The 23,895-nt window shown below is 70.7% G+C and carries 10 protein-coding genes; 5 read left to right on the forward strand and 5 right to left on the reverse strand.

The genetic code is table 11. From position 1 onward, the window contains the following. Nucleotides 1-50: 50 nt before the first annotated feature. Together O7613_RS06850 and O7613_RS06855 are read right to left on the reverse strand one after the other, a co-directional pair. The gene (locus tag O7613_RS06850; RefSeq protein WP_282292801.1) at nucleotides 51-632 is read right to left on the reverse strand and encodes a site-specific integrase; all 582 of its coding nucleotides are present in this window, start codon (nucleotides 630-632) and stop codon (nucleotides 51-53) included. Nucleotides 633-1,255: 623 nt separating this feature from the next. Beyond that, nucleotides 1,256-2,953 (reverse strand): tetratricopeptide repeat protein, encoded by a 1,698-nt coding sequence (locus O7613_RS06855; protein WP_282292802.1) that lies wholly within the window; start codon nucleotides 2,951-2,953, stop codon nucleotides 1,256-1,258. 95 nt (nucleotides 2,954-3,048) lie between these two features. Between O7613_RS06855 and O7613_RS06860 the strand changes: the two genes are divergently transcribed. The 5 genes from O7613_RS06860 to O7613_RS06880 all read left to right on the forward strand — a co-directional run bounded on the left by O7613_RS06860 (nucleotide 3,049) and on the right by O7613_RS06880 (nucleotide 19,859). Further along, nucleotides 3,049-4,248, forward strand: a complete 1,200-nt coding sequence (locus O7613_RS06860) for a glycosyltransferase family 4 protein (protein ID WP_282292803.1) — start codon at nucleotides 3,049-3,051, stop codon at nucleotides 4,246-4,248. A 649-nt stretch (nucleotides 4,249-4,897) separates the two neighbouring features. Beyond that, nucleotides 4,898-5,707 carry a helix-turn-helix transcriptional regulator gene (locus O7613_RS06865; RefSeq protein ID WP_282292804.1) on the forward strand — a complete coding sequence of 270 codons (810 nt, stop codon included), beginning with the start codon at nucleotides 4,898-4,900 and terminating at the stop codon, nucleotides 5,705-5,707. A gap of 94 nt (nucleotides 5,708-5,801) precedes the next feature. Continuing rightward, nucleotides 5,802-6,344, forward strand: a complete 543-nt coding sequence (locus tag O7613_RS06870; protein WP_282292806.1) for a hypothetical protein — start codon at nucleotides 5,802-5,804, stop codon at nucleotides 6,342-6,344. Between the two features lie 1,718 nt (nucleotides 6,345-8,062). Continuing rightward, complete coding sequence (locus O7613_RS06875; RefSeq protein WP_282292807.1) at nucleotides 8,063-13,273, forward strand: RecQ family ATP-dependent DNA helicase; 5,211 nt, start codon at nucleotides 8,063-8,065, stop codon at nucleotides 13,271-13,273. Nucleotides 13,274-13,283: 10 nt separating this feature from the next. Next, nucleotides 13,284-19,859: an SNF2-related protein gene (locus O7613_RS06880; RefSeq protein ID WP_282294498.1), complete on the forward strand. Its 6,576-nt coding sequence runs from the start codon at nucleotides 13,284-13,286 to the stop codon at nucleotides 19,857-19,859. Nucleotides 19,860-19,985: 126 nt separating this feature from the next. On the opposite strand, the gene O7613_RS06885 is transcribed toward O7613_RS06880, so the two are convergent. The 3 genes from O7613_RS06885 to O7613_RS06895 are packed head-to-tail and all read right to left on the reverse strand — an operon-like array spanning nucleotide 19,986 to nucleotide 23,871. Next, a complete protein-coding gene (locus O7613_RS06885) occupies nucleotides 19,986-21,995 on the reverse strand; it encodes a hypothetical protein (protein WP_282292808.1) in 2,010 nt (669 codons plus the stop codon). Beyond that, nucleotides 21,992-23,143 (reverse strand): 5'-methylthioadenosine/S-adenosylhomocysteine nucleosidase, encoded by a 1,152-nt coding sequence (locus tag O7613_RS06890; protein WP_282292809.1) that lies wholly within the window; start codon nucleotides 23,141-23,143, stop codon nucleotides 21,992-21,994. The genes O7613_RS06885 and O7613_RS06890 overlap by 4 nt, the downstream gene beginning before the upstream one ends. Further along, the gene (locus tag O7613_RS06895) at nucleotides 23,140-23,871 is read right to left on the reverse strand and encodes an NUDIX domain-containing protein (RefSeq protein ID WP_282292811.1); all 732 of its coding nucleotides are present in this window, start codon (nucleotides 23,869-23,871) and stop codon (nucleotides 23,140-23,142) included. The genes O7613_RS06890 and O7613_RS06895 overlap by 4 nt, the downstream gene beginning before the upstream one ends. Nucleotides 23,872-23,895 lie beyond the last annotated feature (24 nt).

A 23,895-nucleotide genomic window follows, 5' to 3' on the forward strand; every position in this document is an offset into this window, starting at 1 on the left:
CTTTGACTTTCTTCTATGAAGATTTGAACCGTCCCCCGAAAACCCCCCGCTTACGTGGTGCGGCAACCAAGTTTGTCATCGGTGTGCATCGTTTTATCCTGATGATGATCCTTGGTGCTCGGGTGGCTGCCGAGGCGTTCGAGGATGCCGGACACGTCTGGGGCTTGGACCGGCTTGGCGATGTAGTAGGTGTCGGTGATCTCCTCGCTGGAGTGCCCGAGTTGCGCCGCCGCGCTTCTGGTGTCGGTCTCCTCCTTGATGAGGGTGGCGACGGTCTTTCGGAAGGTGTGCGGGGTGACCCAGTCGAGGTCGGCTTCGGTGCGGGCCTGGCGCCACTGACGGCGGACGTTGTTGGGTGAGAGCCAGGTGCCTCGTCGGGAGGCGAAGATCGCGTCGTGGGGGTTGTCCGCGGCGGTGAGTTTGCGGGCCATGAGCATGCCGACCGCGAACCGGGGGAGGACGACCCTGCGGTAGCCGGCGTCGCTCTTGGTCCAGGGTTGTCGGAAGAAGCCTTGCCCCTTGATGAAGACCAGCGTTCCGCAGATCGTCAGGGTTGGTCGTTCGGCGGCGAGGTCCAGGTCCTCCCAGCGGAGGGCGAGGATCTCGCCGATACGGGCGCCGGTGGCGAGCATGAGGTCGACGACGTCGGCCAGGTCGCCGCTGTGCCGAGGCCCGGGCTTGCCAGGGATCGGTCGCTGCCATTCCCGGATGGCCGTGCGGACGGCTTGGAGTTGCTCGGGCGAGAGGACGACGACGGTGCGGCGGGTTTGCGGAGTCGCCCGGTGTCGCGGAGCGGGTTGGTGGGGATGGCGCCATGGCGTACGGCCAGAGCGAACATCTGACTGAGAGGCGGATCGTGTGTTGGCGGTCGCCCTCGACTGGTTCAAGGTGTGGGTGGGCGACGACCCCGCTGGTGAGCTGACACCACAGGTTGCGGCAGGACGCCGGTGCGGCGCGGACGACCGGGAATGCCGTCCACCGGCCGATCGGCTACCTCGGCCCGTGGCTGGACCGGCACCCGGCGGCCCGGCCGACCAGCGGGCGGGCATCGAAGCGCACGGGGACGCGCTCGCCCAGCTCGGCCACGGCTGAGTTTGCCCCGATCAGGGGGTGGCAGCCGACGAGATAGCCCTGGCACTCCCCGACACGGCGGTGCCCACCGCCGAGCTGCACAAGCCCTCTGCTGCAGGGCCCGGGGCATGAGCGGCGAACCGGCAAGGGACGGGCCCCGGATGGCAGCCAACGGTTCGCCGTCTCAGCTGCTACGACCATGGCGCAGCGGCCGATCTAACGCGGCGGCCAGCGCGTTGTCGACGCGATGTGCGCGACGGAGGGTGGGGCCGGCGCGTTTGTCGCCCAACTCGTCGTACACCTCGGCGAGGTCCACAAGAGTGCACACGAGAGTGGTGGACGGATCGAGCCGGGTGCCGTCACAGTAGTCCCGCAGCGATTCGAGATAGTCGCGTGCCGCCGCGAGGTCGCCGGCCGTACGGCATGCCCGCGCGAGGTTCAACGTGATCTGCGTCCAGCCGTGCTCGCCCCGTCGCACCAGCCTGTCCGCCTGCTTGAGCAGTTCCCGACCTGCGGTGACAGGTGCACCGGTGGAAAGCAGGTGCTTCGCGTGATCGTTGAGGGCCTCGACTAGCAGCCCACGAATGTGGTCCGTGGGGCGTGCCGTGTACAACGTCCGTAGAATCCCGACCGCCTGTTCATGGGTCCGGCTGGCGTCCGCGCTGCTTCCCGCTGCTGCGAGGATGTTGGCGTGCACGGTAAGGCTCTCGGCGTAGGTCTCATGGTCGGTGCCGTACGCCGCGGCGGCGTGGTCCAGGGACCTCGTGGAGGTGCTGACGGCGTCCGCTGTGCGATTGGCCGCCCGGTGCGCCAGCGCGAGGTTGCCCAGAGTGTCTCCCATCAGTTCGTGGTCCTCCACGGCCTGGGCGACGGTGGCGGCCCGTTCCGCGATCGTGGTGGCCCCGTCTGGGTCCTCGACGCCCTCGCGCAGGTACACCGAGGCACGGTCGAGGAGGTATGCGACATCGTTGAGCTGCGTCTGGCGCCGTTCCGCCTCACCGCAGACGGCCAGCACATGTGGGTAGGCGAACTCCCACTCGGCCCAGGCGTCGATGTGGTGGGTGTCGGGGCGCAGTGCGTGGGTGAGAAAGCGCAGCACGGCAGCGGTCCAGTGGGCCGCCTGTTCGAGGGTTACCTGGCCGACCACGTGGGCGGCGACAACTGTGGGCACTGACACGTGGTCACCGTCGAGGTCCAGTAAGCCCCGGGTACGCAACGCGGTACACGTCTCGCGGAGCGCGGTCGGGGAGGCGCACGCGATCTCGGCCAGGCCGGGCAGGCAGTCGCCCGCTCCACGCAGCAACGATTTCGGGAACGGATGATCCGGGGCCAGCCGAGCCAGCACCTGGAGCAGATCGCGGCCCGCCGGTGCCGCGGTCGACAGGCGCCTCCACTCGTATCCGAACGTCGCGGCGTCCATCCGGGGTCCGTCGGGCAGATCGGTGGAGAGCGCGGTACGCAGTTCGGCGACGAGCATCAGTACGCCGGGGAACGAGTCCCTGTCGCCACGCGCGCCGCCGGCCCACATGAGACTCTGCACGCGTTGCCGGAGGGCGGTCGTGCTGTCGGTGGCGGTGTCGTTCAGGATCAGGTGAGGATGAGCGCGGTAGAGCTCGATGGGGGTCAGGCCCTCGTCGATGTAGCGGGCCCAGCAGCGGACCGCCCGGTCCGCAGCGGATCCGGTCGCGCCGCGCTCCAGATCGAGCAGACGGCTGCGGATGCGGGCGACGATCCAGCGTCCGCGGTCCTTTGAGGACGGACCCAACCCGTCGAAGGCGGCACTCTCGGCGACCTTGGCAAGCGCCGCACGCTCGGCTGAGCGAGTGTCACCGCGGTTGACCCTGCGGATGACGTCCCGGACGGTCACCAGCCCCGTGGCCATGGTCCGCCACCTGGCCTCATCTGACATCAGCAACTCCAGACGATCTTCATTCGATCGGCGTTGAATTCATTCGATCGTCCTGATCGGCTGCCGCCATGACCGAGACCCCGCTGACCATGTTGTTCGTCTGCGACGAATGGTCGCCTGCCAAAGGCGGCATCTCTGTGTTCAACCGGACGCTGGCCATCGCGTCCGCCGGTCGCGGCGACACGGTGCTCTGCCTCGTCGCACAGGCCACGGATGCCGAGCGCACCGACGCCGCGCGACACGGTGTCCGACTGATGGTGGCCGATCGCACCCCCGCGGGGCCCGATCTGCACCTCCCGGTGGCCGAGGTCGTCGCCCGGCAACCCGACGTCGTCGTCGGCCATGACCACGTGACCGGACACATCGGCTGGCTCTATGCCCGCAAGTTCTGCACTGCCACGATGGTCCACATCATCCACACCGCCCCGGCCGAGATCGAACCCTACAAGGGTAACGGCAAGGCGTCCGCGCGGGTGGAGGCACGCGAGGCGTACACCCTGGATCTGGCGGGGCAGGCCGATGTCGTCGCTGGCGTGGGTCCCCGTCTGACCCGGTACGCGACGCATCTCCTCGATGACGGCTACGGTGGTCGGCCCGTGCTGCGCCTCGACCCGGGTCTCGACCCGGATCCGCTCGACCGGAAGCGTCGGGTTCCGGTGCGGGCGAACGCGATGGTCCTCGGTCGTACCGGCGACATCGAACTCAAGGGCCTCGACATCGCGGGCGGCGCCGTCGCCGCCCTGCCGGATCGGCCCGACCGCTTGGCTCCGCTGCTGTACGTGCGCGGTGCCCCTGCCGAGCAGTGCGAGCAGGTGCGCGCCACGCTCGTCAGCCTCACCGGCCTGGCCCGGGGCCGGGTCGATGTACGCCCGTTCTCGGAGGACGGCATGGCGGTGAGCCGGGACCTTCGGCGCACGGCGTTGTGCCTGATGCCGTCACGGGCCGAGGGCTTCGGGTTGGCGGCGTGGGAGGCGCTCGCGATGGGTACGCCGATTCTCGTCAGCGCGCACAGCGGTGTGGCGGAGCTGCTTCGGGAGCAACTGGGTGCCGCCGCGGACAACCTGATCGTCGACATCACCGACGACCGCGACCGTGACATCCGGGCGTGGACCCGGGCGGTGCAGCGAGTATTTGACGATCTGCCCACCGCATTCGCCGAGATCCACCGCGTTCGCGAACGGCTGCTCGACCGCTTTTCCTGGTCGGCGACGGTCGCGGCGCTCGGATCTGCGATCCGGGCACAGCGTTCTGGCCGGAACCAGAGCTGACTGCCCTTGTCCGTCGCGGTCTGAAGCCGCATCTCGGAGACGGCGGGTCACGTTTTGGCGGGGACGAGGCCCGCGGTGTCTCCTGCTGGCGGACGCAACAGGAAACACGTTCCGGAAAGGGGGGCGGGCGGTTGACGCTCATGTCAGTCGGCTGGTTGGTCCACCAGTCCGGAAGTGCAGAGGAGAGTGCATGATGTCAGAAACCAGGGTTGCCCTTCGCCGCCCGCTGAGGCGGATGGCCGCGATCGTCGGAGCGGCTGGGGCTCTTGTGGCGGCCACGAGTCTGCCGGCGTCCGCCGCCGGCCCGTACATCAGCTCGAACTCCGGGGGCGCGAACATCCGGGGTTGCGCCAACACCGGGTGCTCGTCCAACGGTTACTACGGCAACGGTACGTCCGTCACGATGGTCTGCTGGACTGATTCCCAGTGGGTCTACCCGCCGAACTCCAACTACGCCTCCAATCGCTGGTTCAGGGTGGCTGCCCCGACGGGTGGCTACATCCACTCATCGCTGGTCGCGGCCCAGGTGTCGACGCCCGCGTGCTGATCGTGGCGGTGGTCCGGCAGCCGTCCCCGGCCGTCGGACCACCGCCCGGTGAGGTTGGCCTTGATACAGTTACCACGTGTCTTGCGGAGACAACGCTGTGCCATGACGGTCCCGCGCAATGATGGACGCGAGTCACCGTCCGACACCGCGGACCGGTTCGGAGAGCGCCTCCGCCGGCTTCGGACGACCGCCGGGCTGTCCCTTTCTGGGCTCGCTCGAAAGGTGAACTACAGCCGTGGCTATCTGAGCAAGGTGGAGACCGGCCGCGCGCCGGGCAACGTCCCGTTGGCAGAACGTTGCGACGAGGCGCTGGGCACCGGCGGCGTCTTGGCCCGACTCGCGCGGGAGCAGCGGGAGGGTCGGTACCCTTCCGAGCGATCGGAGCCACGCGGCCCGCGGGAGGACATCTCGATCGAGGGGCCTCGACAACGTGGCCGCGATGTGGCGGCGTCTCAACGCGACCCCGACGATCAAGGTGGCCAGGCGGTGCTGCCGTTGTCGTCGGCGGCTGCCGTCGCCTTCATGCTGGCTGTCGATGAAGCGCACAACGGCCTACGCGCCGTGGCCCGTACCGACCTGCCGCCCCTGGCACGGCGCGGCCCAGCCAACGACGCGCTCCATGACGCACGGGTGTACGCGCTCCGTGAGCGGCTTCTGGTGCTGGGTGCCGCACCACTGGTGACTGCGGCCGAAGCAGCGTTCCTGCGGCTCATCGCGGTTCGGGACGTGATCCGGGCCGGGGCACGCCTGGAGGAGGCGGCCTATCACCAGGCGTACCACCCGTTCGCCGAGGCGCTGTGGGCCTTCCGGATGGCCCTGCGGGTCGACCTGGGGCAGCCGCCGTTCACACCCGACGCCCTCGGCCGACAGGACTGGTCGGACCGCGAACGGTGCCGCGACTGCGGAGATTGAATCTCGGTAACCACACATCGGTGTTTCCCGGCTCCAGCCAGATTGGAGACAGGATCGCGTGGCGGGCCAGGCACCGTCCGTGAAGACTGGAGAGGTGGAATGGATGCCGATCGTCGGGGCGATCTGTGGAGGGGCAATTGCCCTCGCCAGCGCGGTGACCACAGAGGTGCAGCACAACCGGGCCGAGCGTCGGCGCAACCGTGAGCGCGAGCGCGTCGACTATTGTCTCGACTTCGCCGTAGCGCTCGACTCGGCGCATAGTGCGCTGCGCGCGGTTGCTCAAGGTGACGAGGACGCATCGCACCGACTCCGTTCCGCCAACCGTGTCGTCCACGAAGCGAATGTCTTCGCTGCGCGGGAGCGCCTACTCGTTGCCGGCACGAAAGAGATCGTCAAGACTGGGGAGAGGGCCTACCACGGGTTGATCGTGGTGCGGAACACGATTCGCTCCGGCGCGAGCCTCTCATCCGAGGAGTACCACCGCGCCTATCACGAGTTCGCTGAGGTGACCTGGCGGTTCCGGATGGCGGTGCGCACCGACCTCGACCACGCCCGCCTGGAGCCGGCCGACCTGGAGCGACGAAGTTGGTCCGAGCGGGAGGACTGTCGCGGATGTCTCGACCTGGCGGGACGGTGACCCGGTGACGTCGGCGGACGACGTCGACATCCGGCCTGGGCGCTGACGCACAGTCGGCGCGACAGCCGCGCAGACGGTGGCGAGGCTTATCATCGATGGTGTCCGGATTCCGTAGGAAGCGGTCTCCGCGCGGCTGCTCGCCACGATCAACGACGACTGGCTGACCGATCTGCGGTGAATACATGCGGCCGTGGCCGGCGGCGCTGTCATCGTGGCGGTGCGCTGATGGCTGGCCAGCGCACCGGACGGTCACCGGAAACGCAGCGACGAAATCGGCAGGCGCGCTTCCCGGACATGAGCGGCGGGAGCCGGCTACCGCCGGATGTGCGCCGCCTGCGCCCGCAGCTCGTAGATGTCCAGCAGTACCCGCCAGCCGGGGGCACCGCTCGGGTCGACGCCGTAGGCGACCAGAGCCGCGGCGGCACTTCGCGGGCCAGGGGAAGCGCGGTTCCCGGGCCGGGCTCCGCGAGCCTGGAAGGCTGCGGACCGCGGCCGACGACACCGCAAGCTAGGAAGCTCGGCAGGCTGTGTTTCCTCAGCAGCGCGCCGGTGGGGCGGCAGGGCAGGCCCTTGACGGTTCGCCGTAACGGACCCGGTAACGGTGAAGGCGCGACCGCTGGGGAGTGGCCGACATGGGATGCATTCGAAAGTGATTCGTTATGCCGTTCCGTCCGGGTACGGGGATGTATCGAACCGTTCCCTCAAGGGACATCCTGCCGTGCGCGCTCTGATTAGCGGCCCAAGGAGGTGCGGCTGTGCCGCAACCGGGCGCTGAGCTTCGCCACGATTGGGCCCGGACGGCGTGGCCTTGGAGGCATGCGCACCCGGTCGCTGGTAGCGGCCCAGCCGGCCGCGCCGGCCTGGGGCCACAGGCGGGATCGGCCTTGACGGTGACCGGGCGTACAGCCGTTCGCGAGTCGTCAGATCAGCAGAATAGGTTCGCTGCGCCTGCTGGCGACTGCCAGGATTGCCGAGTGCAGAAGCTTCTGTCGGCTCCGTGCAGAGGAGTTGTGGGCGGCCGGGTGTGTCCGGGCGGCGCTGCCCGGTGTTGTCGTCGGCCAGCACGACGGCAACGCCTCGCCCAACACTCACGACTTCGACCTTGCCCTCCCGGGCGGACCTGCATTCGCTGCGCTCGAGTTGATCGCGGCCATCGACCCGGAGCTGATCGAGTTCTAGAAGATCGTCAACGGCGAGGCGAGCGGTGGATCGACCCGAGCATCACCGGAGGATGAGCGGTCAGTGTCCGGACCGATGCCAGCGCGAAGAAGCTCAAGGGCTGACCTGAAGCAGAAGCTGGGGTCTGCTGCACCGGCAGGACAGACACCTCACGGGCCTACGGTATTCCAGGACTGCGGCAGCACTTGGCGTCTGCAAGGTGGTGTCGTCCATCCGACCGCGGCGGCAGTTGGCCCCGGTTGAACCTCGGACCAGCGGTTTCCGACGCTGCTCATCGATGCCTCGCGCGTTCATCACGCCACGCCGCCGGTAAGGACGGCGCACTATTCGCCGGCTTACCGATCGCAACACCGTCCGTCCGGATGATCCTCGTCGACGGACGGGCTGGCTAGGTTGGGTCGGCTCGCTGCCTGTCGGAGCGCAACTAGCGCAGGCCGACGAGAGAGCGAGTGATGTGCGGCAGGGCTTGCCGGGCAGCCCCGCCGTGGCGCTGACCCTTCGCTGCCGCAGCATCAGGGGCAGGTACGGGGGGAGTGGGTGTGGAAACGCGGGCGTTGCCGCCGAACATCGCGGTGGCCGGCGAGGTGATCGCACAGCGCGGGCCGATGACGCCGGGCGAGGTCGCCGACGTCCTGAGAGCCAGTGGCATCGTGCTGTCCCCCGCTCGCCTGGCGAACCTGCCGTGCCGATTCCCTGCCGCGTTCGTCCTGGACGAGCAGGGCCGCCTGTGTGTTCCACCGACCGTTCCCGTCGAGCCCGAGCAGCCGGCGGCCCCGCCGGCTGCCGGCTCCTCGGGGTTGGCCTGGCGCCAGGTCGTGCATCCCGTGGGCATCACGTCGGCGGATGTCGTTGTCGTGGTCCCTCACCGGCCCGCCGACGACGCGGTGCACCTGGCTGCCCTGCGGATGCGCGACGGCGCCTGCCGGGCCTTCGACCCCGAGCAGCGCGACGAGGTGCGGCAGTTCACCGCCACGGCGAGCGCCGTCGTGGGATTCGGCCTGACCGCGTGGTCGCGGTTGCCGGCCGACGTCGTCGAGTGCCTGCCTGCGCGCCGCATCGACCTGCGAGTACTGGCGCTGCTGCACGAGCCGACCCGGCCCACGGGGACGTTGGGTGAGGTGTGTGCCGCACTCGGCGTGGAGTATCGCCGTGGCGGCGAGCACGAGCAGGCGCAGACGATCGCGGCCTGTCTGTGGGCACTGGACGGCAGGGCCGACCCCGCCGACTCGTCGTGGCAGCTGGCCCGTGCCTGTCTCGTCGCGGGCGGCTCGGACATCGCCCTGTTGTTGCCTGAGGATTCCATGCCGCCGACTGTGGCCGACGCCTTGGTGTGCGCCCCGGATCCGCTGCTGACATCCGCCGGCGACTCCCCGGCCACGGCCGTCGACGCGGTGCGTGACGTGTTCGGCCGGCTCGGCGAGCAGGGGTACGCCGCCCGGCCGGCGCAGCGGGAGATGTCGGCGGCGGTGGCGCACGTCCTCGACGCCGGCGGTCTGCTGGCCATCGAGGCGCCGACTGGAACGGGTAAGTCCCTGGCGTACCTCACTCCGGCCGGCGGACGTGCGGGCCGCGACCGGCCGGTAGTGGTCGCTACGGCGACGAAGGTGCTGCAGCAGCAGCTGCGCCGCGACGTGACCCGCCTGCGGAACGAAGGGCTGTTCCACGCGCCGTTTCGTCAGCTGTTCGGGGTGTCGAACTACCTCTGCTCCCGCGAGATCGCCGCAGCGTTGGAGTCGTCCGACAAGGAAGCCGACATCGGTCACTGGATCGCGCTGGCCGTCGCCGTGCGAGCTTTGGCCGTGGGGGAGACCGGCGTCTGGGACGACGTGGCCGACGCGGACCTCGTGCGGTCCAATGCCAGCTACCGCGCCGCACGGGACACCCTGCGCACCGACGCGGGGTCCTGCGAACGGTACGACTGCGCCTGGGCTGCCCGGTGCCCCCTGTTCACTCGGCTCGCCGGGATGCGGGAGCGGCCCGGTGTCGTCGCGGTCAACCACGCGCTGATCGCGACATGGGCAAAGCTGGTCCAGGAGGGACTGCGCAGCCCCGGGGACGTCCTAGCCGAGGGCCGCGGCGACCTGGTGTTCGACGAGGCCCACGAGCTGGAGGACTCGCTGACGGCCGCGTGGACCGAGACCGTCAGCCGGCGGCACCTTCTCACCCTGGCCGCGCGGCTCGACGGCAAGAGCGGGCTCGACCGGTACCTGCGCCGGCTCGCCGGTGCCGGCCTGGACCTGCGCCGCGACCGCAACCTGCCGGCGACGGCCCGCCAGCTACGCAAAGACTGCGACCAGCTGACCGAGGCGGTACAGCGCTATCTGCACGAATACGGAGGCTCGTCCCGGTCCGCCGTGCCCCGCACCGGGGTGGTGATCGGGCGGCCGGAGTACCGGCTGCTCGTCGAGGAAGTGCGGCACACCGGCCGCGGCCTGCGGGAGCTGGCCGCGGACCTGGCCGCGACGGAGGCGGCGGGCAGGAAGCATCTGCTCGACGCGGCTTCTGGGGTGCGCGGCCTGCTCAAGGCCGTGCTGACCCGCCTGGCCGGCCTGGTGCGCGCGGTGCGCGACGCCCACGACGTGCTCGGCCGGCTGCGCGACCTGCCCGATGAGCATCTGTGGGTCTACCGACTCTCGGCAGAACCGGACACCGAAGGCGAGCCTGCGACGGCGCCCACCGACGCCGTCTCGGAGCCGCTCGGGCACGGCGACTGGACCTTCGAATGCATCCCCGTCGACGTCGGTCCCGCATTCGCCGACGGTGTCGTGCGTCCTGCCCGCAGCGTCACCCTGACCAGTGCGACGCTCACCACCGGCGACAGCTTCGACTACCTCGCCGCCCGCCTCGGTATCCGCGTGGAGCGCGGCAGCGCCGCGCCGGGAGTCTTCGACGGGCGGCAGCTGCCCAGCCCGTTCGACTACTCGGCCCAGTCGGCGGTGGTGCTGACCAACCATCTCCCCGTGCCCGTACCGAGCCAGGAGCGGGAGTTCGTCGAGGAGTTCGCCCGTGACCAGATCGGTCTGCTGTCGCTGACCGGCGGACGGTCGATGACCCTGTTCGCCGCCCGCCGCCGGATGCAGGCCGTCGCCGACCTGATCCGCCAACGCGCCGAACCGCTCTCCGAGCGGGGCGTGCACCTGCTGGTACAGGGCGAGGCCGGACGGGCGGAGATCTCCGACCGGTTCCGCGCCGAGCCCGGCAGCGTGGTCTACGGGCTGCGCTCGTACTGGCAGGGTTTCGACGCCCCCGGTGAGACGCTCAGCTACCTGATCATCGAAAAGCCCCCGTACCCGCACCCGGACGATGCCGTGGTCAGCGCCCGAGCTCGCGCCGTGGCCGATCGAGGTGGCGACCCGTTCCTGGACTATCTGGTGCCCAAGACGGCGGTGCTGCTCGCGCAAGGCTTCGGCCGACTGATCCGCAGCGAGACCGACCGCGGTGTCGCGCTGATCTGTGACCGTCGAATGCAGTCGCCCGGCACCGCCAACCGGCTGTTGCTCTCGACGCTGCCCGGCCCGCAGATCCACCACGCGCGCGACCGCGACGACGCGTGGCGATACGCCCTGCGGTTCGTCACCGGTGAGGAACCGGACCTGACCGCCGCGCTGTCGCTGGCCCGCAGCGACGCCGACGCCGCGCTGCAGCGGCTGCGCCTGGTCCCCGGCGAGGACCCGGAGCCGAAGCTGCGGGAGGCCGCACGGGTGCTCTTCGGCGTGCAGGAGCTGCGAGAGGCGCAGCTGCAGCTGATGCTGGCCCATTTGGCCGGTGCCGACACCGTCGGTGTGCTGCCCACCGGAACCGGCAAGTCGCTGTGCTTTCAACTGCCGGCGTTGCTGCGCGGCGAGGACCGCGCGACCGTGGTGGTCAGCCCGCTCGTCGCGTTGATCAAGGACCAGGTCGACGACCTGCGTGGACGCCGCGGCCTGCGCGGCGTGCAGGGCATCACCGGTAGCACCCCCGCCGCCGTGCGTAACGAGATCCTGCGGGACCTCGCCGTGGGCATGGTTCGGCTGCTGTACGTCTCGCCTGAGCGGCTGGTGCGCGACCCGGTTCTGCGGGTGGCGTTGGAACGCCAGGACCTCGCAGCGCTGGTGGTCGACGAAGCGCACTGCGTCAGCGACTGGGGTCACGACTTCCGACCGGAGTTCCGTCGGGTGTCCCGGGCGGTGGCGCACCTGGACCGGGCGCCGCGGATGGCGCTGACCGCCACGGCCACCGAACCGGTGCGCCACGACATCGTCGGCACCCTGGAACTCAACGACCCGGTGGTGGTGTCCCGGCCGGCGGACCGTCCCAACCTGCGCTTCCGGGTGACGCAGGTCGGTGGGGAGCGGGAGCGGGCCCGGGAGCTGCTGCGCATCGCCACGGCGATGGGCGCCTCGCCGGGCATCGTCTACGCCTCCCGGCGGGCCATGACCGAGGAGGTCGCGGCGTTGCTGCGCCGCGCGGGCGTGCGGGCCCGGCACTACCACGCGGGGATGGTGCCGGAGCAACGCGAAGCCGTCCAGGATGACTTCCTTGCCGGCACCACACAGGTCATCGTCGCCACCAAGGCTTTCGGCATGGGCGTCAACAAGCCCGACATCGGGTGGGTAGTGCACTACGACCTGCCGGAGTCGCTGGACGCCTACACGCAGGAAGCGGGTCGGGCGGCGCGCGCGGCGGACCTGACCGGCCAGTGCGTCCTGCTCTACAGCGGCGCGGACATCGCCCGCCGCCGGGCGCAGGTCGCCGACACCACCGACGCCGTGCGCGTGGGGCAGGCCAGGCGGACCCTGCAGCTGTTGCACACGCAGCGGCGACGCGGCGCCGACGTGGTGTTCGACCCCGAGCAGCTGGCCGAGGCCGTGGCGGTCGAGCCGGACGAGCTCAACGTGCTGTTGGGCTGGCTGGAACGCATCGGCGTGGTGGAGCAGCTGCCGGACTGCTCGGCACGCGGCACCGTGCACGTCGGCAACAGCGAGCCGGAGGATCTGCCGCAACGACGCCGGTTCCGGGAGCTGTCCGTGCTGCTCAAGCTTCGACCGCAGGTGGGCAGCCGGATCGACTTCGACCGGCTCGAGCAGGACCACGGCGTCGACCCCGACGCGTTGGAACGTGACCTCGTCGCCTGGTCGCTGGACCGGCTGGTCACCTTCTCCTCCTCGCAGCGCTACCGGCGGGTGCGGGTGCGCAGCCACGAGGTGGACACCACCGCGCTGCAGCGGGAGATCCGCCGGTGGAACATCTGGCAGCGCCGGCAGCTCGACGCGATGATCGGCTACCTCGCCGCCGGCCGGTGCCGCCGCGCCACCGTCGTGGACTACTTCGGGTTCGCGCCGTACACGTGCGGCCCCGATCACGAGACCTGCGACGTGTGCGGGGGAACCTCCCCGTGGCAAGACCTTCCCGCATCGGCGGTGCCCGACCCGGAACAGCTGGTCAACGTCGAGCTGACGGTCCTGCAGGCGGTCAGTTGGGCATCAGGCCTGCGCACCGGCCGCTACGGCGAGGTCGGACTGAAAGCCGCCGTGCTCGGCGTGGAGATGCTCGCCGGCGGGCAGCCGCTCGGCGCCGGACTACGCCGGTGCCCCCAGTTCGGGGCGCTGCGGCACGTGCGCGGCGCGGACCGGCGCTGGGACCAAGCCACCGATCAGCTGCTCGACGCGGGCCTGCTGGTGCGCCAGCGGGTGCAGCGGGACAGCAGGACCTACACGAGTTTGGCCATCACTGATGGCGGGCGAGAGCGGTTGGGAGGCCGACGTGGGTGACGTGTCGAGTATGGAGCGGCCGATCACCGCAGAGCTGCTCGAAGGCGGCGAGGTGTCCCTCGGACCCGCGGAGGCCACCCGCCTGGGGCTGGCCAACCACTCGGTGGACCTCACGCTCGTCGTCGAGCAGGAGTCGCTGCCGGTGACGTGGGTGGCCGGGCGCCGCCGGCTCGTCGGGGAGGCGCTGACCGAGTATCTGCAGGACACCGGGCGCGTCGGTGGCCTGCTGCGGCTGGAGCGCCGCGGCGGCGAGGCGATCCGGCTGATCGTGCTGGCGCCGGGGGCGCGACTGTCCTCGGCGGCCCGCCTGCCTGGTCTGGTCGCTACGGCACCCGCCGGGCCTGTGGCCAGCGGCGCCGGCTCCCGCGCCGACACCGCTCGGCAGCGACGGGCGAGCACCGGCGGACGCTACCGGCTACGCAAGCGCGAGGAATACACCTGGCGCGGCGAGATCGGCTTCCTCAACACCGCGCGCACGCACATGACCGACGCGCTGCGGCAGCGGGGCTGGGACCCCGCCGAAGCGCTGCGCATGCGGTTGGTGGGGGAGCGGCTGGCCACCCTGGACCAGTTCGACGAGCTGCTGGCCATCGACGCCGCGCACATCGAGCACATGCCGCACCAGGAGGCGGCAGCGCGCACCGTGCTGACCCGCATGGGCGGGCGGGGAATCCTCGCCGACGAGGTCGGTCTCGGCAAGACCGTCGAGGCAGGCCTGATCCTCAAGGAGTTGATGCTGCGCGGCCTCGCCCAGCGGGTGCTCATCATCTGCCCGGCGCCGCTGCGGGACCAATGGCGCGACGAGCTGCACGATAAGTTCGACGAGGACTTCACCGTCGTCGCCAGCGGCCAGGACGCGACGGCGTTCGCCCAGGACCGACTGATCATGACCCTGCAGCTGGTGCTGCGCAACGCCCACCGCCTCGACGAACGGTTCGATCTGGTCATCGTCGACGAGGCACACCGGCTCTCGGGCGCGGGCGCCCGCAAGACCCGCGGCATCATCGGCGACCTCATCGCCGAGGCGCCGCGGGTGCTGTTCCTGTCCGCCACACCAGTGCAGAACAACCTGCTGGAGCTGTACCGCCTCGTCGAACTGCTGCGGCCCGGTACCTTCGACTCCGAGCGGGACTTCGTCCGCCGCTTCGTCGACGGCCGCGACCCGCGTAAGCCAGTCAACGCCCCGGAACTGCGCAAGCTCATCAGCAGCGTGGTCGTGCGCACCACCCGTCAGCAGGCCGGCGTCGACCGGGTTCACCGCATGCCGCCACAGGACCACGCCGTCGCGCTGACCGCACCGGAACGGCAGCTCTACGACATGCTCCTGCACACCCTGCGGCACCGGATGACCGGCCCGTCCGACACGATGCGCCGCCGGCAACTCGCGCTGCGGCTGACCGCCTCACCGCAAGCCGTGTCCCGCAGCGCACTGCGCATGGCCGAACGCGAATTCGACGGGGCACTCAAGCACACCCTGACCGAGATCGGCCACCTCGCCGGAGACATCCGACACACCTCCCGCGAACAGGTCGCCCTGGACGTGGTCCGTCGCTGGCTCGACGAACACGGACGGGTGCTGATCTTCACCCAGCACACCGACACCCTCGGCGGCATCCTGCGGCTGCTCGACGCCGACGGCATCGGCGCGGCACCCTTCCACGGCGGGATGAGCCACGCCGCCCGCAGCGCCTCCGTCGCCGACTTCAAATCCGGGCGCGCGCAGGTCCTCGTCTCCACCGACGCCGGCGCGGAGGGACAGAACCTTCAGGTCAGCAACTGCGTGCTCAACTACGACCTGCCGTGGAACCCGATGCGCGTCGAGCAGCGCATCGGCCGGGTGCACCGGCTCACCCAGACCCGCGACGTGCACATCGCCAACCTGTTCGCCCGCGACACCCTCGACGAGTCCGTCTACCGGCTGCTGCACGACAAGCTCGCCATGTTCGAGCTGCTGTTCGGTCAGGTCGTCACCGTCCTCGGCGAGCTGGAGGGCACCCAGGACTCCAGCATGGAACAGCGCGTCCTCGACGCCCTGTATGCCAAGAGCGACGCCACCATGCAGCTCCGCCTCGATGAGCTTGGCGCGCAGCTGGAGCAGGCCCGCAGCCGCGCCATGGCCATGATGAGCGCCGACGCCGGGCTCAGCGACTGGCTCGCCCAACGCAAGGAGGAACGCCGCCAGCGAGCGGCGCAGCCCGAGGCCCGCGAACTGCTGCCGCAGCAGGCACAGCAGCCCCGCCGCCGCCAGAAGGACCTGGAACGCTTCGTCCGGCAGTTCCTGGAGCTGGCCGGCGCGACCCTGACCCATCCCGCCGAAGGCTTCACCATCGCCGCGCTGCCCCCGCCGCTCGCCGCCGCGTTCGGCGGCCGCACGGAACTGTTCCTGGCCTTCACCAACACCGCGCTGGACCACCACCCAGAGACGCAGCTGTGCGTCGTCGGCTCCGAGCTGTTCGACGAGTTGCTGGAAGTGCTGCGCGACCGAGGCGACCTGGCCGGCACCGTCGCGGTGCTGCCCCACCTGCACCAGCGCGCCGTCGTCGCCCACACCGCGGGCCTGCGGCTGGTCAAGCGGCACGTGGAACCCGACGACGGCTGGTCGGCACGGGCCACCTACCGGGTGCAGGAAGGCGCCACCAGCGGCAACCAGCAGCTCGTCACCGTCGACGTCGGTCGTCCCGTGCCGCCGCGCCAACGCCGATCCGCGCAGCCCGACGGCGCGCCGATGCCCGCCACGCTGGCCGAGGCGGCCGTGCTCGACGCCGTGGAACAACAGGCAGCGGTGCACCTGCGCCAACACCTGCGCGACGCCCGGCAGGCCGAGCAACGCCGCCGCGCAGAAGCGCAGGAAGCCCTCGTCGCGAACCTCGAAAAGCAGCTCGGCGAGGCGCAGAAGTCCTGGCAGCGAAGCCGAAACATGGACACCTACCTGCAGGTGATGGAGCGGGAACGGCAACTGGAGCGCGCCATCGAGGCCGCCCGACGGCCCGCCCCCGCGGCCGTGGACACCGAGCTGCGCGCGGAACTGCTGACCCTGGAGATGCACGGCTCCGACCGCCTGATCGTCGTCGAAAGCTGGGAACACACCAGCGGCGTCACCCGGGAGATCCGCTACCCCTGGACGGGAGACCTCACCGACCATCGGCTCGTCTGCGAAGCCACCGGCACCACCCTGAACACCCTCGCCCTGTGCGGAGACGGCCACGCCGTCGACCACAGCGCCCTGTCCGGCTGCCAGGTCTGCGACACCGACTGGTGTCGGGCCTGTGGGCCCCGCCGGACGGTGCAGGCGTGCGCCGGCTGTGGCCGTGACGCCTGCGCCACCTGCCGCCGCAGCGGCGCGTTCTGCGCCGGCTGCGCCCGGCCCCATCGCGCCCCAGAACTGGACACCGACTGGGAGCACGGCTGGCGCCTCGGCGGCGAGGCGTACCTGCTCGTCGGTGCCCGGCACGCCGTCGCCGTCGCCGCCGATGCCACCCGCCGCACCCTGGTGCCCGACGCCGACGTCCGCGACCCGGCCCGGGCCCGCCTGCGCGGCCTCGCCGCCCGACTGCACCTGCCCGCCGGCGCCGGCCTGGTCGCCGCCACACCACCGGTAGCCCCCGACGTGCTCAGCGCCGGCAGCGTCTGGTCGCGCGTACAGCAGTCGGTCTGGTGGACCTGGCAGGACCACGCCGCCGCCGACATCGACGCCACCATCACCGACCTGCTGCCCGACCTGACCGGGCCGGACGTCGTCGGGGAAGGCGACAGCGGGCTCTCCGCGCTCCTGGCCGACCTGCGCCGCCGCACCCCGGCCCCCGCGCCGCCGGCGGTGGCCGCGGTGCCGCACGCCGTGGTCCAGCGCGTCGACCTCACCGACGGGCAGTTCCACTACCGGGAGCTGTGGCACGACGGAGACCGGCCACCGCTGCCGGCCGACGCCGACAGCCAGCCGCTGACCCCGAGCCACCACGAGGTCAGCCCCTCCTGCCGGCCGGTGGCGGCCACCACCGTGGGACCGGTCGGCGTAGAAGTCGACGGGTTCCACGCCTCGTTCGTGTGCCTGCTCACCGACGGCACACACAGCAGCAGCCTGTTCGTTCCCGGAGTCCCCGGCGCCACCCTCGCCGCGGAAGAGCAACTCGCCCGCACCGTCGTCGCCGCCGGACTCCCGCCCACCCGCACGGTGGTCCGCCACCCATGGACCGCCCCACGGGCCGAGGACCTGCGCTACAGCCTCCCCGCCGACGGCACCACGGTCACCCGCCGCGTCGCCGTGTCCCGCACGCTGCTCTACGAAGGCCACGGCGAACCGGAAACCGTCGCCGAGACGACCGGGGCGGCCAGCAGCGAATTCGCCGCCGCCACGCAGGTGGACGACGCGCGGCTGCGCGACGTGCTGGTCGGCTTGGCCGAACCGACGGCACCCGTGCCGATCGGGCAGTACGTGACAGTGCAGGAGCGGTGGCGCTCGCCGTACGGCTCCGCGACCCGCCGCTACCTCGTCGCGCCGGCCGCCCCACTGAATCCGCAGCTGCTCGCCGGGCACACGCTCATCGCGCCCGGCGCCGCACTCGCGGCACGGCTGACCGACGGCAGCGTCGCCGACGGACCCGTCTGCGTCGACAGCCGCGGCCACCTCTTCGCCGACCAGCACGGTGCCACCTGCCCGGTGTGCCGCCGCCTCTACGGGCCCTGCTGCGGACCCGACGGCGCCGTCATCGACTGCGCCTCGTGCCACCGGCCGGCGTGCGGCGTCTGCCGGTCCCACGACCCGTCGACGGTCACCGCCACCCGATGTGAGCGCTGCGGTGACCGGTCCTGCGGCGACTGCGACCGACACCTGCCGCTGCGCTCCTGCCAGCTGTGCGGACGGCAGGTGTGCCCGACCTGCGGCCCGGGCCCTGCCTGCCGCACCTGCCAGGCGCTGGCGCCGGCCACCGACGAGCAGATCGGCCAGCTTCCCGCAGCGCTGCACGCCGATGGGCTGACCGCTCTCCTCGGCCAGGACGACGGCGGCACCGTGGCGGTGCTGCGAGGAGCCCACCGCCTGGAGATCGCGGTCACCGCAGAGTCCGGGCTGCAACGGTGGGAGACCGCGACCGCCGACGACCCCGAACTCCTCCGGCTGCTGCTGGCCACCGCACGGGTCGCCGGCAGCGGCGACGTCGCACTGCACACCGCCCCCAGCCGGATGGTGCCGGTGCCACCCGACTGGCTGGTCCTCACCTACCAGCCGGGCGAGAGCTTCCAGTGGCTGGTGCGGCGCGACGGCACCCGGCAGGCCGGGAACGCACCGTCGCTGGCCGACGCCCCCCACTCCAGCGGACTCGACCCCACCCTGCGCGCCGACCTGGCCGACGCCCTCGGCGTCGACAACGTCCCGGTGCCCACGTCGGCGGCGGCCGCCCGGCGGCAGCTCATCCGCCGCGCCGCCGGTGACGTCTCGGCGTCCCCGGCCCCCGCGGTCGCGGTCGCCTGCCGCCAGCACACCGACCTCACGGTCGCTGTCACCGCGCGTGGACTCGTCCGCCGTCGGGCCCTCGGCGCCCAGATCCACGAGGAGACGGCAGACTGGCAGGTTCCCGACGTCGTCGCAGCGTGGATGTCCGACGGCTGGAACCCCACGCCCGAGGTGCTCGCCGCGGCCAGCCTCGACGGCTGGGCGGCGGTGATCGCCGTCGTCGGGCATCACGGACTGCTCGGTGTCCGCCACGACGACGACAAGCCCACCTGGTACTCGTTGACCGACGACACCGAGGTGGACCTGCTTCGCGCCGCGCTGGGCGTGGAACTGCTCGGCCAGCACACGCTGGCGACAGTCATCGCGCACACCTCCGTGCGGGACGTACGCGGCCCGGTCCTGCTCGGCGCCACCCCGCTGGCACGACGCGCGACGAGGCAGATCACCCGGCTGTCGTTCGGCCAGCCACGCCGTACGGCCATGTCCCCGGCCGCCGCGGTAGCCGCGGTCCTGCCCGGAACGACACCCGCCGCGCCCACCGCCGAGGGGGTGCTGCCGGCGGCGTTGCTGGCCCAGCTGCGTCGGCGGGCAGCGCAGCACCGTGTCAGCGAGGTGGACCTGACCGTCGGTCTGGCCATCGAGGAACAGTGGCGCCTCGCCGACGGCACCGGCATGACCGTCGCCTATCAGCTCGCCGCGGGGGAGACCGTCGGGTACCTCCCCGACGCGGTGACGGGCCAGCAGTTGCACCAGGCCCACGTTTGCCGACGGCAGCACCTGGTGGCACAGGTGACCGTGTGCGCCACGTGCCTGACCGCCACCTGCCCTGCCTGCCCCGACCCGGTGATGCCGTGTGCCCTGTGCTACGGCCACCTGTGTGGCCGCTGCGCGGCGTCACCGGATCGCCGCTGCCCGGCCTGCGCGCAGATCCGTAAGGTCAAGCTGCTCGAGCGCGGAAAGTTCGGGGTGTCGTTGCGCGGCGCCGCATGGCACGGGGTCGGACCCCACGCACAGGTGACCGTACGCAGGGACAAGGGCAACTGGTCGGTGGAGCGGTGGAACAACGCCGGCAAGAGAACGACGCCACTGGCCAGCGACCGTCTGCTCTCGGTGCGACGGATGATCGGAGACCTCGAATGAGGCGAGGTACTGCACCGCGGCCGCGTACCCGGACCGGGGCATGGTCCGGCTCGCCACCCCATCACCGCGAACCGAACCGCGGTGCATCTTGATCCTTACTCCCCGCGTCGAGCACCATCGCATCCGTCATCCGTCCATCGCTGCGACGAGCCGTCGCAGGCCGGCGTGCTCTCGGCGGTTCTCGTGGGTGATCCATTCCTTGCCTTCGGCAGCGATGCTCTCGAGTACGTGCAGGGTGCGTTCGAGGCCCGAGGCGTCGAGGGAGACCTGGGAGGCGATGCGGTCATCGTCGCCGAGTTCCGGCATGCCTGGCCACTCACCGGTGATCGTCAGCTCGTCCCGGGGGTTGTTCGTCAGGGTGAGGGAGAGTTTCTTCTCGCCGTTGCGGGCATCGACGACGTGCGCCGCCACGACCGAGTTGTACTGGTAGGTGAGGCGCTGCTGATCGCCGAGTTCCATGGTTTCGAAGTTGAGGGTGACCGTGACCTGGCGGACGCCGTCCTTGGTGAGGAGGAAGAGGAGAAGTTTGTATCGCGAGTAGCGCCACGGTCCCCTGCTGACCCGGGCTCGCTTGCACCCGGGCACGGGCGCCTCGATGAAGGCGTGCGCTATGACGTCCTGCGCGGCCACGCGGTAGTGCCGCAGTGTGTCCTCGACCAGGATCTTGCGGTCGCAGTCGAGCCAGTGCGCCATCTCCGCGTCGGTCGGCTTCGATTCCAACTTGCGAACCCATTTGTCGTACGCGGCGCGGCGGTCCTCGTAGTCGCGCCGGACTCGGCCCAGGTCGTCCCGGTAGCGGTGGCTCTCGAGGAGAATCGCGATCCAGCCCTGGATGGCGAGCCGGGCCCCGGCCACGATTCCGGCCGTCGCGATCACCGTCGTGAAGGGCGCCTCGGCGAGGGCCTGCCATAGCAGCAGCGGGCCGGTAATCACCAGGGCGAGCACTGCGGTGCCGAAGGCGGTCCGCGTCGAGGATGGCACTCGGGAGTTCTCGGGATCCGCGGTCAGCTCACCGCTGAGCCACTGCCGCTTGACGTCGCCGGCGAGGAATCTCACTAGCCAGGCGACACGCTTGGCGTCGACCGGTTGCTCCCGGTACAGCTCGACCAACTCGTTACGGAGAGTCTGCCGGATGCCCGCCGTCTCAGCCAGCCACGTCTCCCGGGCTATGTCCGGCGGCAGGTAACGTCCGAAGTAGCGGTCGAACAAGGAGTCCATCGCTGAGGCGAACCGGTCGGACTGTGCGGGAGCGCGCTGGGCTGTGAAAGTCAGGCGCTGGCGGGCCGCCCGGCGTCGATGCCGAGCCAGTTTGATCGTGAATCCGGCCCGGACCGCGACGACGGCGGCTCCAAGAACCACCATCAGGTAGCCGGCGGAGCGGGGCCACGAGTGGGCCCAGGCGTACTGGACCACCGCGAAACCCGTGACGAGTAGCAGTGCCGAGCCGCCGAGGGGGCGCAGATAGACCGCCGCGTCGGTGCGGATCGGGTGCGGCGGAACCGGACGGGGAGGGATCGGCTTCGGCTGGAAGAACTTCCAGACCCGCTCCACCCGGTCGTTGGCTGTTCTGTCCTGCCGGGCGGTCGCGAACGTTTTCTGCCAGGTCCAGTCCTGGTGGGGGCCGGCCAGGAGAACCTCGAGGTGGTTGAGGATGCTTTCCTGCAGGGGCGGGTTGAGCGATTCGAACTCCTTGACCACCACGCCGATCGCGGCCGGGTCGGGAGTCTCCGCCGTGGTCTGCGGCAGCGAGTCCAGCAGCGAGCCGACGGCATTGATGCCCCGGGCCCAGGGATCCTCGGAGCGCTGTGCCGCCCAGCGGCGGACGTGTGCCAACTGGGCGAGTTCCTGGTCCGGCAGGCTCTGCAGGGTACGGCCGCTCAACAGGGCCAGCGCCAGATAGAAGTAGGCCCGGGAGTTCCGGTAGCCCCGGGTGATCGCTTTCAGGATCAGTTCCCTTGCCTCAGGTGGGGCGCTGATCTCCAGGTAGCGGAGGCCGACCTCGAACTGCCGCTCCGGCGGGTCGTCGTCGCTGACGTGGTATCCGCCCTCGATGTGGACCTCCTGGGCCTGGAAACCCACCCGGGCATCGCCGTCCGCGACGTTGGTGAACGTCGTCTCCTGCGGTCGGGCGCTCATGACAGATCCCGTAGAGCCGCCATGAGCCCCGCGACCCGTGTGGCCAGGTCCGTCCAGTCCAGCAGCAGGCCACGCAGCTTCCGCAGAGCTGTAGTCGCGCGGCTCCGTGCCTCGTCGTCGGCCGGGGGAACGTCGGCGGCGGCTGCGTCCATCTCCTGCTCCGCCGCGCGGTAGGTGACCGCGTCCACGTCACCCGCCTCATGGCACTTACGGAGCGAGGCGCGCAATTCCGCGAGCTGATCGTGGAATGTCTCCCCGCCCGCACCGACCGGCGCGCCATAAACGGTCGCGTGGTGAACGGTGTGTGCTTGAAATCCAACATGAGCTTTGCCCTTGGCGACGTTACTGATCGAGCCGGACATCAACGCATCACCTGCTTCCTTCCGAGGACGGCGAGGGGAGGGGCCACGTTGCGCCCCGAGTTCCTGGGCGAGCGCGAGGGCGAAGGCCGCGGCGTTGGCGGCGGCATGCGGCTGCCAGTTCTCGCCGTCGGCATGGACCTTGGTCCCGTCGGCACGGTCGCTGATGCCGCGGACGACGACCGCCGGCAGAGAGCGGTTCAGGTGGGCGGCCTGGGCGACCCCGGCCGACTCCATCTCCACCGCCAACGCGTCGTTGTAGTGATCACGGATGCGTGCCGCCTCGGGCGAGGACGCCGAGTCGAGGACGACCTCCCCGGCGGCGATTGGACCGAACCGCACCGTGGGCACTCCTCCGGGGAGGCCCCTCGCCCAGCTTCGCTCCCGTTCAAGATGCCGGGCGAGCTGATCACAGGCATGGGGGATCTCCCACACGCGAGGCCGGGTGCGGAAAGCGTCGTTCTCGCTAGTGCCGCCGTGATAGGCGTACACGTGGGTGGCCACGACGACGTCGCCGAGGCCGACAGAGGGCCAGAGCGCCCCGGCCACGCCGGCGAAGATGACCGCTTCCGGGTCGAACTCGGTCATGGCGCGCTCGGCGATCACGGCGGAGGGATGGTTGCCCTTGCCGACAAGGCCGAGAATGACCTCACAGGAACCTCCGGTCACGGTGCCACGCTCGAAGCGCGTGCCCATCGGATGTACGTGCGGTTCTACTTTCGCGAGGCGCTCGCGGACTGCGTTGTACTCGAGGTCCAGTGCGGTGAGCACGACCACAGGTCTGGTCATCTCTCGTCTCCTCCGGCTGCGACGGTCGGAACCGTGCGGATCATGGGTGGATAGAGGTTCCGGCGCGGACCAGCGCGGTAGACGCGCGCCGGGCGGCCGGTGCCCGTGGCGCGGGGCGGACCGGCGGGGATCACGAAGCCCTTCGTGCTCTGGACCTTGCGGTAGAAGTTGCGGGGGTCGAGCGGCGTGCCCCAGACGGCCTCGTAGACCTGCTGCAGCTCCGTGAGGGTGAAGACCTCCGGGCAGAAGACGGTCGCCAAGTTCGTGTGCTCCAGTTTGGAGCGGGCGCGCTCCACCCCGTCGACGACGATGCGCAAGTGGTCGAAGGCGAGCGGTACGCGCGCGGCCAGTACGTCGTCGACTGGCGTCCACTCAGCGGCGGCGGCGTCGGTTCCCGAGACGGGCTCGGGAAGGCGCGGCACGACGGCGAGGTGGGCGACGGAGACCACGCGTCCACGAGGGTCACGGTCGGGGTCGCCGTATGTACCGAGCTGCTCCAGGTGCGGGATGTCGGTGAGCCCCGCCTCCTCCCGCAGCTCCCGGCGGGCGGCACCGAGGATGTCCTCGCGTTCATCGGCGAGGAACCCACCAGGCAGCGCTGCGCGCCCGATGAACGGCTCAATACCGCGCCGCACGAGAAGCAGGTTCAGACGACCACCGCGCAGGGTGAGGATCACGAGGTCGACAGCGAGCAGGATCAGGGGTGGTTCCCAGGTGTCATCGGGCACTGCTCGACCATAGCTTCTTGTCGA

The organism is Micromonospora sp. WMMD975, from assembly GCF_029581215.1.
In the GTDB taxonomy this organism is placed as follows: domain Bacteria; phylum Actinomycetota; class Actinomycetes; order Mycobacteriales; family Micromonosporaceae; genus Micromonospora.